Below are 16,164 nucleotides of genomic sequence, written 5' to 3'. Positions count from 1 at the left end.
AGGCAAAGGTAGAAACATGGAGAATCTAACCATTCTGGTCTCAATACTGGTTGCCTTTGTTGCGTGGCGTGAATGGTTCACCAATAAGCAACGACTGAAACATGAGCTTTTTGATCGTAGATATTCTGTGTATGAGCAGATAACTAGTTTTATGGCGTCAATTGTGATCGAAGGCGGAGTCCCCCCAAACAAAGACATTGAGTTCTTGCAAAAAACCAAACAAGCATATTTTGTTTTCGGTTGCGCCTCGTGGGTCAAATATCTCGTGGACGATATTTATAAAAAAGCCGTCACCCTACAAGCGCTTGAGGGAACCTTGCCCGGGCTTCAAGGTGAAGATCGGAAGAAAAATCTTCATGAGCAAACTCAGATAAAGCTCTGGTTTTCTCAAGAGCTAAAAGAAATTGATGAGAAATTTGAGCAATTCTTTAAGCTTTCCACGTAAAGCCTAACTAGTGGTTCAAATCACTCGCTCTGCTCGTTGGGACGGGCTAAAGCCCGCCCCTTAACCAAACGTTATGCAAAATGAAATTCATAATTGAGTATCAGTTAGAAGAACATGGATGGGCAAAGATTTGCTTTAGCAATGAAGCAGACTCAATAAGCAGTCAAGTTTCATACTTGCACGACAGCTTGCTTGATCTTTCGCTAATGGCACTGCAAATAAAATCAGGCAGCAAAAATGCGAAAGCAATATTTATGGACGAGCCGGGTGAACTACAACTCCTCGTAAGCATCACAGAAGATAACGCAGTCTATGAAGCTCGCTGGTTTGACGATTGGCAAAGCTGGGGAATGGTTCAAGAGGAAAACTACAGGGTTCTTTTGCAAGGAACCTGCCCTGCCCTACAAATCGTTCAGCAAATTACGCAAATTTTGTGGCAAATACACCAGAACATTGGGCCTGAAAAATATAAAGAGCTGTGGGTTGAGCATGACTTTCCTATTGAGCAATTCAAGGGGCTTGTGAATGCATAACAACTGGTTCAAACCGTTCGCTCCGCTCACTGGGACGGGCTAAAGCCCGCCCCTTAACCAAACGTTAGGGCCAAATCAGCATGAACCTAGATGAACTAGCCATAGAGTACTATCACAGCGCACTTGAGCTAGCTCAAAAGTCCTTGATAGCCGGCCTTACCGTTTCAGGGATAGCTTACCTATCGGCAATCAACGGAAAACATGAATCACCGTATCTTATCCCAATCCTAGAAATTGAAACCGCTTCATTTAACTATTTCTCCATTGCGCTTCTTACTTTATTCATAACGTGCGGAGCGCTTTGCGCACACGGAATCAACAAAGCCATAGAAAACTGGAAATCAGTTGCAGATAAAGAAATTTCAATACGATTACTTCAAGCTCCAAACATACTAATATCCGGAACCATTGTTCATAGTCTTCTATATGGCTTCCTTTTTATGGTCGGAGCAAGCTTGTCAGAAATAATATTTGAAGTCACTGGCTGGAAGCCCCTTGCAGTTGGAAGCCTTATAAGCCTTCCTTACTACGTAGCCCTCAGCTTTGCATCAAGGCTAAAGCGAATGAATAGGCTTTGAGTCAGCCCTAACAACTGGTTCAAACCGTTCGCTTCGCTCACTGGGACGGGCTAAAGCCCGCCCCTTAACCAAACGTTAGGTCACACGATGAATTGGCGCCCACTTGCAAACTGCAAGAAAAAATCTTTTGGAAGAGGTGTGGTATTCCGTTTCCCGGCAAAAGCTCCATTTGAGAAAATCGTCGACTTCATGATTATCGAAGAACATGATTCACCAACGTTTTATAAGCTGATATGTTCATCTGGCCATCATGCCGGACAAACCGAGTTGGTGTTTCCTGCCGAAGCAAAGCATGAAACTGGCGCAGTGTCAGTGGCTTGGCTAAAGAAAAATTGACAAACCTGGATTTATCCCGAGTGCGAAGTTGAAGCCGTCAGTTACGTGGACTGTTATCCACCGGGCCACGGCGTGAAACCTAACTAGTGGTTCAAACCGTTCGCTGCGCTCACTGGGACAGGCTAAAGCCCGCCCCTTAACCAAACGTTATACGGACTTCTCATGAACGATTACCTTCTCCTTCTAGGCGGCGTAGGTTTAGTCAAAGGAAAAGTAAAAGGCTTTGGACCTGCCTTGTTGCAGGCATCTAAAGACCTTTCCGAGTGCATGAGGTTATCCGGCTGGTCTACAAGTGCCCCATTTGATAAAGTCAGCCTCATTGTCAAATATGGAGCAGACACCTCACAAAAAGTAGAAATAGGGCGCATCAACAAACATAAAGAACTGGAAGCCTCTATACAGATCCCATTACAACAACTCCAAAATTCGTCAAACCTAGATGCCGAAATAAAAAAATTTCAGTTCATGTACTAAATTTAGTATCAACAAAGTATGGTCTCCCGAAAATCACCGTATAACAATTGGTTCAAACCGTTCGCTTCGCTCACTCGGGACCGGCTAAAGCCGGCCCCTTAACCAAACGTTAGAGATCATCAATGACATACGACAGTTCGGAAGTCGAAGAGAAGTGGTGCAGTGAGCGCCGCAACGAAGTCGCCGATTACTTGAAAGTTCACCAAGTAGAGCATGGCCGAATTGGAGAATGGCCTGCTTGGCATTTGATGCCTTACGTTTCCATCTGGGCCATCGAGAGCAAATCAAGTCCCGGCTGGGTTGGCTGGTGGGTAATTTGCGGTGACCTTCCAACAGACTATGTGTCTGCTGAAAAAATAAAACATCCTCGCGATGCCCTTAAAGCTATTGCTACCCGTTGGCTCAGTGCGGCAGTTTCTATGGCGCGTGGAGAGTCATCGCCAGGATTCTCCGTCGGATCTTCCGCAGATTGGAAAGCCCTTTCGCCACAGCTAGAATCACGTGCACAGCTTCTGCAAGACTGCGCCGATGAAGGCGAACTCTGGCGTGACCTCTAACTAGTGGTTCAAACCGTTCGCTTCGCTCACTGGGACGGGCTAAAGCCCGCCCCTTAACCAAACGTTAGGCAATCCACGGATGATCTTCGGCAACAAGTCAGACTTCGCAATTGAGGCGATGATCGAGCCACATTTAGAACCGCCTTCTGAACCATGGGGCCGGCTATGCATATGGGTATCGGGCACACAAATCGGCGATTTTGATGACCCACACTGCGGCTTATACAATTGCCACGCAAGTTTCCAAGAAATATCTAAAAGACTAGATGCACTATGGACGAAAGAGCTAGAAAGCCTAAGCGACGTAGAAATTTGGAATTTTCTTGATGGCACGCTTTATGGGCATCATGGAAATATAGAAATCGACGACCTCAGAACATTAGAAGAAACAATCAGAGATGCTGAAAAATATTCAAAATTTGATTTTCTTACTAACTGGGGTGAAATGTTCGACCGAGGTGGAAAGTCTTTTATTCTAAAGCCACCAAGTGAGCACATCAAAATACTCAACTACGACTACAAGCAAGAAGTTGTCAGAACCTACAGGTGCACAGAGTTCTCTTTCTATCGAGCATCTAGAGAATTTTCCAACTGGTATTCTGAGCAGGTAAGAAGACTAAAGGCCTAGCAAATGGTTCAAGTCGTTCGCTTCGCTCACTCGGGACCGGCTAAAGCCGGCCCCTTAACCAAACGTTATGCACTTAGGAGAGTAAAGTGTTAGTCCAAGACATTAACCTTGAAACCCTGCTTCACGAATTCGTTGCAGAACAGCATCAGTTACTGGCAAACGACTCTAGCGAGCAAGCCATCTCTCATCAACTTGCAATGAAACTGGCTGGGGCATTTTCTGGCTGGCACGTTGACTGCGAGTACAATCGAGACATAGAAAAAATAAAACGCCTTATTTATGCCATTTCGCCAGAAGGCTCAACTTCCGAGCACAATGTTGTTCCTGACATAATCATCCATCGACGGATGACCAATGACAATTTAATAGCTATTGAAGTAAAGAAGTCCACAAACCAAGAACAAAGCTTCAAAGACCTATCAAAGCTCAAAGCATTTAGAGAGCAACTAGGCTACCAGCATACTTTGTTTATACGTTTCCTTACAGGCTCGGCTAACACAGGATTAGCAGAGTATGAATTCGTGTAAGCGCATAACAACTGGTTCAAGTCGCTCGCTTCGCTCACTGGGACCGGCTAAAGCCGGCCCCTTAACCAAACGTTAGGAAGCGTCATGGTGTTTCGCGCTGTTTTCAAAGCCATACAAGCACTTGTACTTCTTACCATAGGAACAATAGTGTTTTTTATTGCCGCTCTGACATGGAGTTACTATTTTGATGTGATATCGGGTGCAGAACCATTCAGTTCATCAAGCTGGGTAGAACGTTCTAATCCGTACAAAATCACCAATGACCCTGGCTGCGTGCGTGGCGGAATGGCACTGGATTTAATTCAAAAAGAAATCTTAAAAAGCAAAACCCAAAAGCAAGTCTCTGAAATCCTCGGAACCCCAGATAAAATCTCTGACTCAACATTTTCATATGAGCTAGGACAGTGCTCCGGCTTAGGCTGGCACAATTCTATACTGGTAATTAAATTCATGAACAACTCCGTTCACAATCTAAAAATCGTGCGAGATGCGCCCTAACAACTGGTTCAAGTCGTTCGCTTCGCTCTCTCGGGACGGGCTAAAGCCCGCCCCTTAACCAAACGTTATGCACACCAAGGAATCAGCGTGCGCTCAATGCTAGCTTTCATCCTGGCAATAATTTTCACCAACTTTTCTCTTGCTGACTCACAAAACCTGAGATCAGAAGAGAAAGAGTGCGGCGAACATATGTCTTACAAACAAATATCTGGCTGTTACTCTACCCTTTACAGAAAAGCGGACAAAGAGCTAAATGACCAATACTCAAAGCTGAGAAACTCTCCTGTTCTTGAGAATAGGAAAAACTTAGTAGCCGCACAGCAGCTATGGGTAAAGTTTCGAGACGCTGACTGTGTTTTTCACGAGCCACGAAAGGAAAGCGACAATCTAGTTTCTTCTGGCCGCAGCATCTGCCTTACACGCAGAACACTAGACAGGCTTGAGCAGTTAGAAAGCTACAATTTCAAAAAAGGCTGTAACGGTTGTGCGTGGTAGTACGCATAACAACTGGTTCAAACCGTTCGCTTCGCTCACTGGGACGGGCTAAAGCCCGCCCCTTAACCAAACGCTAGCATTCAATGAGTGCACATTCCTTCAGCACGATTGAGTGGAAACACACATGCCCGGTTCATGCTTTCCGGGCCATGTCACAGCGGCATGGCCGGCACTTCCGCCAGCATATTGATCACGGGCGGAGCCAGGCCGTTGGCCCCCGCCCACAATCTGAACAGCGCAGGAAGCCCCATGAAGTCCATCATCCTCTTGGCACTTTCGTTGTGCTCGTCTCTGGTCTGGGCCGGTGAGCCCTGCGTCTATCCCAGCAAACAGGACGACGGCAGCGTTGCCTACTTCAAGGACTGCGGCGTGGTTGAGGGTGATCGGCTCACGCTTAACAGCGAACACGCCGAGAACCTGGCCTTCGACGGCAGCGGCATGGCCTGCGTCGTCCTCGCGGCGAGCGAAGCCTTCTACCTGCTGCAGGACGGGCGCTCGCAACGTGTGCTGTTCTTCGACAATGGCTGCGACTATTTCAGGGAGGGCCTTGCCCGAGGCCTGGTGAAGGATCGAATGGTCTTTATCGACGCACGACTGGAAACCGTGCTGACGCCCGGCTTCGATCTGTTACTGCCTTACGACTACGGGCATGCAGTGGTGTGCAACGGCCCCTTCGTGGAAGAACGGCATGGCGAGCACACCCTGCTTCGCGGCGGCCAATGCGGCCTGATGGACAAGCAAGGCAGGATGGTCGTCGAAGCCGTTCACGCCATTGGCGACAACGAGGTGTTCGACCACTATCTGAATCACAACAGCCATTGCCCAGCGCCCCCACTGCATACCCCAGAGGCCGCGCTGTGCCACGCCAGGCGGCACGTCGCGAACATGGATCACCACAGTGCGCAATGGAAGCGGCAGAAGATTTCCCAGCAGGGCGCCGTCTGGTTGGTCACCTTCGTCGAAGAGGGCGAAGGCGATGAGGAATTTACCCTGACCCTGAACGCGGACAGCGCTCAATGGGGCTCGTTGATCCAAGAATCCCACGACGAGGCCAGGCAGCGTCTGGAACCATAGCCTGCATACGGCTGGCGGCCTTGGCCTGGACCAGGACATGCGGGCGCAAGTGGAGGTCGATGCGCAGCCCAACCTGGCCACCAGTACCCTCCTCCTTCTACCTAGAGGTGATTGCCATGAAAGAAGCACAAGGTATCTCGATCCAGACGCTAGGCAGCGAGCATCTCGATGTCATGCGCGCGATGCTGAGCATGTTCGGCGAGGCCTTCGGGGAGACGGCGACCTACACCGCAGCGCAGCCCGACGATGCCTACCTGCAGGGGCTGCTGGCGAGCGATGCATTCTTCGCCATTGCCGCATTGGCCGAGGGGCAGGTGGTCGGCGGGCTGGCGGCCTACCTGCTGCCCAAGTTCGAGCAGGCGCGCGCGGAAATCTACATCTACGACCTGGCCGTTGCGCAGCCGCATCGGCGGCGCGGCATCGCGACGGCGATGATCGAGCAGTTGAAGCACATCGCAGCGGCCAGAGGAGCCTACGTCATCTACGTGCAGGCGGACCATGGCGACGATCCCGCCATCGCGCTCTATACCAAGCTCGGCATTCGAGAGGATGTGCTGCATTTCGATATCCCGCTGGAACGCGGCTAGCCTCCCCCGTTGCGTTGGCCGAATATTGACGAATCGCGTCTACTCTCACGCACGCTCATCACTGCAAGGAATCGCCCCGATGGACCTGATCGCACGCAACTTCCGCTGGTTGATGCTGATATCCGGCGTGCTCACGGCAAGCATGTTCTATGGATTGTTCGCGCCCCAGGAGGCGCTGGAGTCGATGTTCGGCGCCTCGTTCAACGGGCAGCTGGAAGGTCTGGTCATTCGCAGCTGGTCGGCGCTGGTCGGGCTGATCGGCGTGATGCTGATCTACGGCGCGTTCAGCCCGCAGAACCGGGTGTGCTGCGCCGTGTTCGCGGCGACCAGCAAGGCCATCTTCGTCGTGCTGGTGCTGCTCTACGGCCAGCAATACCTCGCCACGGCGGCGCCCGCCGTAGTTCTGGATCTGCTGGTGATCGTCTTCACCCTGCTCTTTCTGCTGGCAACCCGGCGCCGCGCCGCGCTTTAGCAGCCGTTCGCGCGGCGCCCTGCGACTGCAGCGGCGTTGGTCTTCCGAGTGTCACAGCCTGGTAGGATCATCGCCGCCTGCATGATGTGCTCATGAAAGCCGGCCCCGTTCCGGCGACGCCCTCCAACTACCCCGCTACCGAGGCCCGTTTTGGAAACCACGGTCTTTCTCGCCGTCATCGCCGCCGCTGCCCTGCATGCCGGCTGGAACGCCCTGCTCAAGATCGGTCTGGATCGTTTCCTCACTGCCACGCTGATCCAGATCGGTGCCGGCCTGGTGGCGCTCTGCGCCTTGCCGCTGGTGGCGCTGCCACAGGCTTCGGCCTGGCCCTGGATCGCGCTGTCGGCGCTGCTGCACATCGGCTACAACTTCTTTCTCGCCCGCGCCTACCAGTACGGCGACCTCGGTCAGGTCTATCCCATCGCTCGCGGCAGTTCGCCCCTGATGGTCGCCCTGCTGTCGCTGCTGCTCCTGCATGACGGCCTCGATGCCCTGCAACTGCTGGGGCTGCTGACCCTGGTGCTGGGCATCTGGCTGATGGCGATACGCGGCGGGCATCACCAGGCGCCGCGAGGGGCGATGCTGGCCTGTGCGCTGATGACGGCGCTGTTTATCGCCGGCTATACCCTGAGCGACGCCGTGGGTGCGCGCAGCAATGGCGACGCGCTGAGCTATTCGTTGTGGCTGTTCACCGTCAACGGCGTGGTGATGGCGCTGGTGCTGGCCCTCAGTCGCGGCCCCCAGGCCTTTCTGCAGTTGGGCCCGCACTGGCGTGGCGGGCTGGCCGGCGGGGCGATGTCCATGGCCGCCTATACCATCGTGATCTGGGCCATGACCCAGGCGCCGGTGGCGCTGGTATCGGCGCTGCGCGAAACCAGCGTGCTGTTCGCCGTGCTGCTGGGGGTGCTGCTGCTCAAGGAGCCATTGCGGCCGATTCGTGTCCTGGCCTGCGCGGTGATCGCGGCCGGCGTGGTGGTGATGAAGTTGGCCTGAGGGTTTCGCCTTGTCGCAGGTGGTGGGCTGAAGCCCACCCTACTCGACTGACGTTGCCTGACGACCCTCCGTCGCCCCGCCTCGCTGGTGCCGGCCAGGTAGCTAGAGTTACTGAGCACTTCACCCGCACAGGAGGGAACACGATGTCGAAGAATATCTGGGGCCCCAAGACCACCGGCAGCGATGGGGTCATGAGCGAAGATGACTTCATCGCCTTTGCCATCGCCAAGGTCGGTGACGGTGGCACGACCTGGCGCAAGAACGTGGCCAAGGCCTACAACGCCATCACCAATCACGACGGTCAGGCGGGCGCCAACGACAAGTATCCGCACAAAGGCAAAGCGGTCTGCCACGTCTCGGAAGGCAAGCGCGGCGCCGGCAATGGCGTCTCGGTGTTCTTCACCGCCAAAGGCGAGGTCGTCGCCAGCGTCATCGGCATCGGCTATCACATCGGCTCGGCCTCCTATCACCTGGAATGGCGTTTGCCGAGCTGGGATACCGCCAACAGCGCCAACATCACGCTGTAACACCGGCGCCCTACCCTGGGTACGCGCTGCGAGCCCTTGCGCAGCGCGTATGCAAGAGGCCTTCGGGTCCGCCTTGCAGGGCGGTGAAGAACTTCCCCCGGAAGTTTTTTGCCCGCCACGCGGGCTTGCGGCACACTAGCGACCTTCCCGAGCATCCGCTCGTTTAACTGCTCAAGAGTCCGTATGACCCGTTCTCCCCTGCGCCGCCTCGCCTTTGGAGCGCTGCGCCGCCTGCTGTACCTCTGGGTACGCTCGGAAACCATCAACCAGTCCGCATTCACCCTCAAGCTCGACCGCAGCAAGCCGGTGTTCTATGTGCTGCAGCAGCCCTCGGTGAGCGACCTGGCGGTGGTCGACCGCGAGTGCACCAAGGCTGGCCTTCCGCGGCCGGTGTTGCCAGTAGCGGTCGGGGAACACATCGAGCCCGCCGCCTTCTTCTACCTGACGCCGGAGCCGGACTGGTTCGGCCGTCAGGACAAGCGCGGCATCTCGCCGACCCTCGATCGGGTGGTCACCGCCCTCGGCCAGCATGCCGTGGACGACGCGCAGATCGTCCCGGTCAGCGTGTTCTGGGGGCAGTCGCCGGACCGCGAGACCAGCGCCTGGAAGCTCCTGTTCGCCGACAGCTGGGCCGTGACCGGGCGCCTGCGCCGGCTGGTGAGCATCCTGATTCTCGGGCGCAAGACCCGCGTGCAGTTCTCCACGCCGATCCACCTGCGCGAGCTGGTCGAGCAGGACAAGGGCCAGGAGCGCACGCTGCGCATGGTGCATCGCATCCTGCGCGTGCACTTCCGCAACCAGAAGGCGGCGGTGATCGGCCCGGACGTGTCGCACCGGCGCAACCTGGTCAAGGGCCTGGTGCACGATCCGATGGTGCGCCAGGCGATTGCCGAGGAAGCCGAGCGCGAGAAGATCAGCCTGGAGAAAGCCGAAGCCCAGGCGCTTCGCTACGGCAACGAGATCGCCTCGGACTACACCTACACGGTGATCCGCTTCCTCGAGCTGGTGCTCTCCTGGTTCTGGAACAAGATCTACGACGGCATCAAAGTGCACAACGTCGAAGGCGTGCGCGACATCGCCCAGGGCCACGAGGTGATCTACGTGCCCTGCCACCGCAGTCACATCGACTACCTGCTGCTGTCCTACTTGCTGTTTCGCAACGGCCTCACGCCGCCGCACATCGCCGCCGGCATCAACCTCAACATGCCGGTGATCGGCGGCCTGCTGCGCCGTGGCGGTGCCTTCTTCATGCGCCGCACCTTCAAGGGCAACCCGCTGTACACCGCGGTATTCAACGAATACCTGCACACCCTGTTCAGCAAGGGCTTCCCGGTGGAGTACTTCGTCGAGGGCGGCCGCTCGCGCACCGGGCGCATGCTGCAGCCGAAGACCGGCATGCTGGCCATCACCCTGCGCAGCTTCCTGCGCTCGCATCGCCTGCCCATCGTCTTCGTGCCGGTGTACATCGGTTACGAGCGCGTGCTGGAAGGCCGCACCTACCTGGGCGAACTGCGCGGCGCGAGCAAGAAGAAGGAGTCGATCTTCGACCTGTTCAAGGTGCTCGGCGCGCTCAAACAGCGCTTCGGCCAGGTCTCGGTAAACTTCGGCGAGCCGATCAAACTGGCCGAGTTCCTCGATCAGCAGCAGCCCGGCTGGCGCCAGCAGGAGCTGGGCCCGCAGTACCGCCCGGCCTGGCTCAACGACACCACCAACCGCCTGGGCGAGCGCGTGGCGCGCCACCTCAACGAGGCGGCCTCGATCAACCCGGTCAACCTGGTGGCATTGGCGCTGCTGTCCACCAGCAAGCTGGCCCTGGACGACCGCGCCCTGGCGCGCGTGCTCGACCTGTATCTGGCGCTGCTGCGCGCGGTGCCCTACTCGCCACACACCACCCTGCCGGACGGCGACGGCGCGGCGCTGATCGAGCACGTCAAGGGCATGGACCTGCTGGCCGAGCAGAAGGATGCGCTGGGCAAGATTCTCTATCTGGACGAGCAGAACGCCGTCCTGATGACCTACTACCGCAACAACGTGCTGCACATCTTCGCCCTGCCGGCGCTGCTGGCGAGCTTCTTCCAGAGCAGCGCGCGGATCAGCCGCGAGCAGATCCTGCGCTTCACCAAGGCGCTGTATCCCTACCTGCAGGCCGAGCTGTTCATCCGCTGGGAGATCGAACAGCTGGACGACGTGGTGGACCAGTGGCTGGCGGCCTTCGTCGAGCAGGGCCTGCTCAAGGTCGAGGGCGATGTGTACGTGCGCCCGGCGCCCAGCTCACGCCAGTTCGTGCTGCTGACCTTGCTGTCGCGTTCGGTGGCGCAGACTCTGCAGCGCTTCTACATGGCCATCGCCCTGCTGCTCAACGCCGGGCAGAACGCGATCAGCGCCGAGGAGCTGGAAGACCTGTGCACGGTCATGGCCCAGCGCCTGTCGATCCTGCATGGCCTGAACGCGCCGGAGTTCTTCGACAAAAGCCTGTTCCGTCACTTCATCCAGAGCCTGCTGGATCAGGGCGTGCTGCGCCAGGACGAGGCCGGCAAGCTGAGTCATCATCCGCTGCTCAGCGAACTGGCCGAAGGCGCCGCCAAGCGCGTGCTGCCGGCGGAGATTCGCCTGTCGATCCGCCAGGTGGCGCTCGATCGCAACGAGGATGAGCCGGCGGCGCCGTAATCGTAGGGTCGCGCGCGGCCAGCCAGGCCGTGTGCGCCTCCGAATCACCGTGGCCCCGGTGCGCACGGCGCACTCTACGTGTCACGTCAGCTCCTGGGGTGGATGTCGCTTTTACATCCACCATGGCGCAGGCTCGGAGCAACCAGACGAACCTGTCACGGTTTTGGCAGTCAGTCGATAAGCCACACACTGGCAGGAGGCTCTGGCCATGATCGACTCCCTGATGCTCAGCGCGGTACGTGTCACCACCCTGGCGGCCGGGCAGATACTGACCAACGCCAGCGGCTTCTTCTTCAGCCGAGATCAGCAACTGTTTCTGGTGACCAGCCGTCATGTGGTGCTCGACGAACCGAGCGGCCACCACCCCGACGCCCTGCAGATCGAACTGCACACCGACGCGGACAATCTGGCCAGCACGGCGGATTTCACCATCCCCCTCTATCACGGTGACCGGCACCTGTGGCGCCAGGGCATCGACGGTGCCGGCGAGATCGACGTGGCGGTGATCGAACTGGACCGTTCGGCGCTACCGCCAGGCAGCCTCTACCAGGCCTTCACGGCACAGCACCTGTTGCAGGCCGACGAGCATGTGGAGATCGGCTCGACCCTGCTGGTGGTGGGCTTTCCCCTTGGCTTTCAGGACAGCCTGCACCGCATGCCGGTGGCGCGCCACGCCGGGCTGGCCTCGTCCTTCGGCCTGCGTTTCCAGGGGCTGGGCTACTTTCTCACCGATGGCCGCACTCACCGCGGCATCAGCGGGGCGCCGGTGGTCAAGCGCGCCAGCGTCGACGGCGAGCTGCCCTGGCACCTGCTCGGCATCCATTCCACCCGCCTGCTCGGCGAGCGCGACGAGGAACAGGACGAAGCCCTGGGCCTGAACTGCACCTGGTATGCCGATATCCTGACGACGCTGACGGAATGATCGCCCGGCGTCATCGCCTGGGATGATTGCCAGGCTCGCCGGCAAGCCGGCTCCTATAGAACAAACCACGCCCCCTAGGAGCCCGCTTGCGGGCGATAGCCAGTAGCCGGTGTAATCCGGGTCCAAGAAAAAACCCGCCGAGCGCATCGCGCAGGGCGGGTTTCTTTGCAGCGGTTTACGCCTTACAGGGTCACGGCAGCCGGCTCGGGCTCGGCGGCAATTTCCACGTCCGGCGCCACTTCGACGTGCAGCAGTTCGAGACGCTCGCTGCTCCACTGACGAATGCGGTTGGTCAGTTCCAGGTCGTCGTTGAGCTTCTGCCCGTAGGACGGAATGATGCCCTTCAGACGTTCTTGCCACTCAGGAGTGGCGACCTTGTCGGCGAAGGCCTTTTCGATCAGGTGCAGCATGATCGGCGCGGCGGTGGAGGCACCCGGCGAGGCGCCCAGCAGCGCGCTGATGCTGCCGTCGGCAGAGGTCACCACCTCGGTGCCGAACTGCAGCACGCCGCCCTTCTCGGCATCCTTCTTGATGATCTGCACGCGCTGGCCGGCATTGATCAGCTCCCAGTCGGCGTCCTGCGCCTCGGGGAAGTACTCGCGCAGCGAAGCCATGCGCTCGTCCTGGCTGAGCATCAGCTGGCCCATCAGGTAGGTGCTCAGCGACCAGTTGTCCATGCCGGCGTTGACCATCGGCAGGAAGTTGTCGGTGGTCATGCTGCTGAACATGTCGAGCAGCGAGCCGTTCTTCAGGTACTTGGTGGAGAAGGTGGCGAACGGGCCGAACAGCAGCACGTTTTCGCCGTCGATCACGCGGGTGTCCAGGTGCGGCACGGACATGGGCGGCGAACCCACCGAGGCCTTGCCGTAGACCTTGGCCAGGTGCTGGGCAACCACGTCCTGGTTGCGGGTCATGAGGAACTGGCCGCCGACCGGGAAACCGGCATAACCCTTGGCCTCTTCGATGCCGGACTTCTGCAGCAGCTTGAGCGCGCCACCACCGGCGCCGATGAAGACGAAGCGCGCATCGATGCTGCGCTCTTCGCCGCCCTTGGCCAGGTCGGCCACGGTCACGCGCCAGGTGCCGTCATCGTTGCGCTTGAGGTCGCGAACTTCGTGTTCCAGGTGCAGACGCGCCTGGTCCTTGCCGATCAGCGAATCGATCAGCTGGCGGGTGATCTCGCCGAAGTTGACGTCGGTGCCGATGGCCATGCGCGTGGCGGCGACCTTCTGCTGCGGGTCGCGGCCCTGCATGATCAGCGGCACCCACCGGGCGATCTGCGCGTGATCCTCGGTGAACTCCATGCCGCGGAACAGGTTGCTGTGCTGCAGCGCAGCGTGGCGCTTGCGCAGGTATTCGACGTTGTCGTCGCCCCAGACGAAGCTCATGTGCGGGGTGATGTTGATGAAGCTCCTGGGCTTGCTCAGCACCTCGCGCTCGACCTGGGTGGCCCAGAACTGCTTGGAGATCTCGAACGACTCGTTGATGGCGATGGCCTTGCTGATGTCGATGCCACCGTCGGCGGTTTCCGGGGTGTAGTTCAGCTCGCAGAACGCCGAGTGGCCGGTGCCGGCATTGTTCCAGCCATTGGAGCTCTCGCCGGCGACGCGGTCGAGGCGCTCGTAGATTTCGATGCTCCAGTCCGGCTGCAGCTCGTTGAGGTAGGTGCCGAGGGTGGCGCTCATCACGCCAGCGCCGATCAGCAGCACGTCGACGGTTTTCTCGGGCTCGCGGGGGTTGGAGCAACCGATCACGCTGAAACAAAGCAGCGTCAGCAGGATTTTCTTCATGGGACATTCCAGTGTTGTCGCACGACGGCAACAGCCGTGCAGGCAAGGTTTCGGGTAGCGGCCGTTTTGGGCCGCACATGGGCGATAGCCGCAGATCTGCGGCGCGGCGGAAGGAAGGGTGTTTCCAGGCCTCTTGGCGGGCGTGTTCCGATCGCGCCGCGGGCAAGAGCAATATGCGTGCCGCTGAAAGGATTCAGCGCTATCGGCGAGGCCATAGCGGCACCGCCCTGAGACCTCCGTGGCGAGATGTCGCCAAAGCGCGGCGCCAGGGGGCGTTCCGATGGCGGGATTCCGCCCGAATCCGGCTACGACGGAAGGGGCCACGACAGGAGGGCTGGCGGCCTCGCAAATCGCCGATCACGGCTGCTGCGTTACCGGAGCCACACGCCGGCAGCGGCGCCGAACGACTGCCGACCGGTCGTATCTGATCCGCTTTTTTATCGAAAACCTGAGTCTGTTTTGCAAACAGTGGCCCCCGGATCATGGCGCCAGCCTGATTAACGCCTGATGAGGGCAACGACATGACCGAGCTGATCCCCGTGCGCGCCGTCGAGACCATCGACCCTGCCAAACCCATTCGCCTGACGCCGGCCCAGGCTGGCGGCCCGATCCACACGCGCAGTTTCACCGGGCGCTTTCGCAACCTGCGTCTGCTCGGCGCCGGCCTGCTGTTCCTGTTGTTCTTCGGTACCGCCTGGATCGACTGGAACGGCCGCCAGGCGGTGCTCTGGGATCTGCAGAACCGTCAGTTCCACATCTTCGGCGCCACCTTCTGGCCGCAGGATTTCATCCTGCTCTCGGCCATCCTGATCATCGCCGCCTTCGGCCTGTTCTTCATCACCGTGCTGGCCGGCCGGGTGTGGTGCGGCTATGCCTGCCCGCAGAGCGTGTGGACCTGGGTCTTCATGCGTGTCGAGCAGCTCACCGAAGGCGACCGCGGCCAGCGCATCAAACTCGATGCCGCGCCCTGGTCGCTGCAGAAACTGGCCCGGCGCAGCGCCAAGCACGGCCTGTGGCTGGCGGTGAGCCTGGTCACGGCGCTGGCCTTCGTCGGCTACTTCACCCCGGTGCGCCAGTTGACGGTGGACCTGGCCACCTTCGAAGTCGGCGCCACCACGGCGTTCTGGGTGCTGTTCTTCACTGCCGCCACCTACATCAACGCCGGTTGGCTGCGCGAGAAGGTGTGCCGCGACATGTGCCCCTACTCGCGCTTTCAGAGCGTGATGTTCGACAGCGATACGCTGGTCATCTCCTACGACGCCGCCCGCGGCGAAAACCGTGGCCCGCGCCGCAAGGACGCCGACTACAAGGCCGAAGGCCTGGGCGACTGCATCGACTGCACCCTGTGCGTACAGGTCTGCCCCACCGGCATCGACATTCGCGATGGCCTGCAACTGGAATGCATCGGCTGCGGCGCCTGCATCGACGCCTGCGACAGCGTGATGGACAAGCTCGGCTATGACCGTGGCCTGGTGCGCTACAGCTCCGAGAACGAGCTGGCCGGCGGCAAGACCCACTGGTTGCGCCCACGCCTGATCGGCTACGCGGCGATGCTGGCGCTGATGATCGGCGCCTTCGTCTGGGCGCTGGCCGAACGCCCGCTGATCTCCCTGGACGTGACCCGCGACCGCGGCCTGTTCCGCGAGAACGCTCAAGGCCAGATCGAGAACATCTACAGTCTGAAGATCATCAACAAGACCCAGCAAGCGCGCAGCTACGCCATCGCGCTGGTCGATGCCGGCGACTTCGAACTGCACGGCCCACGCACGCTGAACCTGGCGCCGGGCGAGATTCGCGACCTGCCGATAAGCGTTGCACTGACGGCCAAGAACAATGGTGCTGGGCCGCAAGCCATCCGCTTCGAGGTGCGTGACCAGGCCGATTCGCAGAGCCACGTCAGTACCCAGAGCACCTTCCTGGCGCCGCTGCGTTGAGGCGCGGTAAACCGTGCTGTTCACTTAACGAAAGGTGGACGCGATCAATCCCCTCTCCCCTCCGGGGAGAGGGCTGGGAGAGGGGTAACGGTTACACCACGGAGGTGTATCTAACCCTCTCCCCCGG

General features: G+C 58.6%; 19 protein-coding genes. 18 read left to right on the top strand and 1 reads right to left on the bottom strand.

What is annotated here, in order from left to right; translation table 11 throughout:
* The first annotated feature begins 16 nt into the window (after positions 1-16).
* The 17 genes from L1F06_RS07190 (at position 17) to L1F06_RS07115 (ending at position 12,313) form a co-directional block, all read left to right on the top strand.
* Complete coding sequence (locus L1F06_RS07190) at positions 17-445, top strand: hypothetical protein (protein WP_129484228.1); 429 nt, start codon at positions 17-19, stop codon at positions 443-445.
* A gap of 80 nt (positions 446-525) precedes the next feature.
* Positions 526-978 carry a hypothetical protein gene (locus tag L1F06_RS07185; RefSeq protein WP_129484227.1) on the top strand — a complete coding sequence of 151 codons (453 nt, stop codon included), beginning with the start codon at positions 526-528 and terminating at the stop codon, positions 976-978.
* Between the two features lie 80 nt (positions 979-1,058).
* Entirely contained in the window at positions 1,059-1,556 is a 498-nt protein-coding gene (locus L1F06_RS07180) for a hypothetical protein (protein ID WP_129484226.1), read from the top strand.
* Positions 1,557-1,643: 87 nt separating this feature from the next.
* Complete coding sequence (gene imm45 / locus L1F06_RS07175; protein ID WP_129484265.1) at positions 1,644-1,892, top strand: Imm45 family immunity protein; 249 nt, start codon at positions 1,644-1,646, stop codon at positions 1,890-1,892.
* 162 nt (positions 1,893-2,054) lie between these two features.
* Positions 2,055-2,366 carry an Imm39 family immunity protein gene (locus tag L1F06_RS07170; protein WP_129483866.1) on the top strand — a complete coding sequence of 104 codons (312 nt, stop codon included), beginning with the start codon at positions 2,055-2,057 and terminating at the stop codon, positions 2,364-2,366.
* A gap of 122 nt (positions 2,367-2,488) precedes the next feature.
* Complete coding sequence (locus tag L1F06_RS07165; RefSeq protein WP_129483865.1) at positions 2,489-2,923, top strand: DUF4826 family protein; 435 nt, start codon at positions 2,489-2,491, stop codon at positions 2,921-2,923.
* Between the two features lie 79 nt (positions 2,924-3,002).
* Positions 3,003-3,551, top strand: coding sequence for an Imm42 family immunity protein (locus tag L1F06_RS07160; RefSeq protein ID WP_129483864.1), 549 nt, complete (start codon positions 3,003-3,005; stop codon positions 3,549-3,551).
* An 86-nt stretch (positions 3,552-3,637) separates the two neighbouring features.
* Positions 3,638-4,078, top strand: a complete 441-nt coding sequence (locus L1F06_RS07155; protein WP_129483863.1) for a hypothetical protein — start codon at positions 3,638-3,640, stop codon at positions 4,076-4,078.
* An 84-nt stretch (positions 4,079-4,162) separates the two neighbouring features.
* Positions 4,163-4,576, top strand: coding sequence for a hypothetical protein (locus tag L1F06_RS07150; RefSeq protein ID WP_129483862.1), 414 nt, complete (start codon positions 4,163-4,165; stop codon positions 4,574-4,576).
* Positions 4,577-4,672: 96 nt separating this feature from the next.
* A complete protein-coding gene (locus tag L1F06_RS24990; protein ID WP_129483861.1) occupies positions 4,673-5,071 on the top strand; it encodes a lysozyme inhibitor LprI family protein in 399 nt (132 codons plus the stop codon).
* A gap of 249 nt (positions 5,072-5,320) precedes the next feature.
* A complete protein-coding gene (locus L1F06_RS07145) occupies positions 5,321-6,145 on the top strand; it encodes a hypothetical protein (RefSeq protein ID WP_129483860.1) in 825 nt (274 codons plus the stop codon).
* A gap of 116 nt (positions 6,146-6,261) precedes the next feature.
* Positions 6,262-6,732 (top strand): AAC(3)-I family aminoglycoside N-acetyltransferase, encoded by a 471-nt coding sequence (locus L1F06_RS07140; RefSeq protein WP_129483859.1) that lies wholly within the window; start codon positions 6,262-6,264, stop codon positions 6,730-6,732.
* A gap of 79 nt (positions 6,733-6,811) precedes the next feature.
* Positions 6,812-7,204 (top strand): hypothetical protein, encoded by a 393-nt coding sequence (locus tag L1F06_RS07135; RefSeq protein ID WP_129483858.1) that lies wholly within the window; start codon positions 6,812-6,814, stop codon positions 7,202-7,204.
* 150 nt (positions 7,205-7,354) lie between these two features.
* Complete coding sequence (locus L1F06_RS07130; RefSeq protein WP_129483857.1) at positions 7,355-8,197, top strand: EamA family transporter; 843 nt, start codon at positions 7,355-7,357, stop codon at positions 8,195-8,197.
* 143 nt (positions 8,198-8,340) lie between these two features.
* On the top strand, positions 8,341-8,724 hold the full coding sequence (locus L1F06_RS07125; protein WP_003244133.1) for a hypothetical protein: 384 nt from the start codon (positions 8,341-8,343) through the stop codon (positions 8,722-8,724).
* 183 nt (positions 8,725-8,907) lie between these two features.
* Entirely contained in the window at positions 8,908-11,391 is a 2,484-nt protein-coding gene (gene plsB, locus L1F06_RS07120) for a glycerol-3-phosphate 1-O-acyltransferase PlsB (RefSeq protein WP_129483856.1), read from the top strand.
* A 208-nt stretch (positions 11,392-11,599) separates the two neighbouring features.
* Positions 11,600-12,313, top strand: a complete 714-nt coding sequence (locus L1F06_RS07115; RefSeq protein ID WP_012019216.1) for a S1 family peptidase — start codon at positions 11,600-11,602, stop codon at positions 12,311-12,313.
* Between the two features lie 182 nt (positions 12,314-12,495).
* On the opposite strand, the gene L1F06_RS07110 is transcribed toward L1F06_RS07115, so the two are convergent.
* On the bottom strand, positions 12,496-14,103 hold the full coding sequence (locus L1F06_RS07110) for a malate:quinone oxidoreductase (RefSeq protein ID WP_129483855.1): 1,608 nt from the start codon (positions 14,101-14,103) through the stop codon (positions 12,496-12,498).
* 521 nt (positions 14,104-14,624) lie between these two features.
* On the opposite strand from L1F06_RS07110, the gene ccoG reads away from it, so the two are divergent.
* The gene (gene ccoG, locus L1F06_RS07105) at positions 14,625-16,037 is read left to right on the top strand and encodes a cytochrome c oxidase accessory protein CcoG (RefSeq protein WP_129483854.1); all 1,413 of its coding nucleotides are present in this window, start codon (positions 14,625-14,627) and stop codon (positions 16,035-16,037) included.
* Positions 16,038-16,164 lie beyond the last annotated feature (127 nt).

This window comes from Pseudomonas hydrolytica (assembly GCF_021495345.1).
GTDB classification, from domain to species: Bacteria; Pseudomonadota; Gammaproteobacteria; order Pseudomonadales; family Pseudomonadaceae; genus Aquipseudomonas; species Aquipseudomonas hydrolytica.
This window is presented reverse-complemented; position numbering and strand designations above follow the sequence as displayed.

Coding starts and splice junctions, on each gene's coding strand:
- L1F06_RS07150 (WP_129483862.1), top strand. CDS start 4,163: ATGGTGTTTCGCGCTGTTTTCAAAGCCATACAAGCACTTGTACTTCTT.
- L1F06_RS07180 (WP_129484226.1), top strand. CDS start 1,059: ATGAACCTAGATGAACTAGCCATAGAGTACTATCACAGCGCACTTGAG.
- L1F06_RS07135 (WP_129483858.1), top strand. CDS start 6,812: ATGGACCTGATCGCACGCAACTTCCGCTGGTTGATGCTGATATCCGGC.
- L1F06_RS07190 (WP_129484228.1), top strand. CDS start 17: ATGGAGAATCTAACCATTCTGGTCTCAATACTGGTTGCCTTTGTTGCG.
- imm45 (WP_129484265.1), top strand. CDS start 1,644: ATGAATTGGCGCCCACTTGCAAACTGCAAGAAAAAATCTTTTGGAAGA.
- L1F06_RS07160 (WP_129483864.1), top strand. CDS start 3,003: ATGATCTTCGGCAACAAGTCAGACTTCGCAATTGAGGCGATGATCGAG.
- L1F06_RS07115 (WP_012019216.1), top strand. CDS start 11,600: ATGATCGACTCCCTGATGCTCAGCGCGGTACGTGTCACCACCCTGGCG.
- L1F06_RS07140 (WP_129483859.1), top strand. CDS start 6,262: ATGAAAGAAGCACAAGGTATCTCGATCCAGACGCTAGGCAGCGAGCAT.
- plsB (WP_129483856.1), top strand. CDS start 8,908: ATGACCCGTTCTCCCCTGCGCCGCCTCGCCTTTGGAGCGCTGCGCCGC.
- ccoG (WP_129483854.1), top strand. CDS start 14,625: ATGACCGAGCTGATCCCCGTGCGCGCCGTCGAGACCATCGACCCTGCC.
- L1F06_RS24990 (WP_129483861.1), top strand. CDS start 4,673: ATGCTAGCTTTCATCCTGGCAATAATTTTCACCAACTTTTCTCTTGCT.
- L1F06_RS07145 (WP_129483860.1), top strand. CDS start 5,321: ATGAAGTCCATCATCCTCTTGGCACTTTCGTTGTGCTCGTCTCTGGTC.
- L1F06_RS07185 (WP_129484227.1), top strand. CDS start 526: ATGAAATTCATAATTGAGTATCAGTTAGAAGAACATGGATGGGCAAAG.
- L1F06_RS07110 (WP_129483855.1), bottom strand. CDS start 14,103: ATGAAGAAAATCCTGCTGACGCTGCTTTGTTTCAGCGTGATCGGTTGC.
- L1F06_RS07165 (WP_129483865.1), top strand. CDS start 2,489: ATGACATACGACAGTTCGGAAGTCGAAGAGAAGTGGTGCAGTGAGCGC.
- L1F06_RS07170 (WP_129483866.1), top strand. CDS start 2,055: ATGAACGATTACCTTCTCCTTCTAGGCGGCGTAGGTTTAGTCAAAGGA.
- L1F06_RS07125 (WP_003244133.1), top strand. CDS start 8,341: ATGTCGAAGAATATCTGGGGCCCCAAGACCACCGGCAGCGATGGGGTC.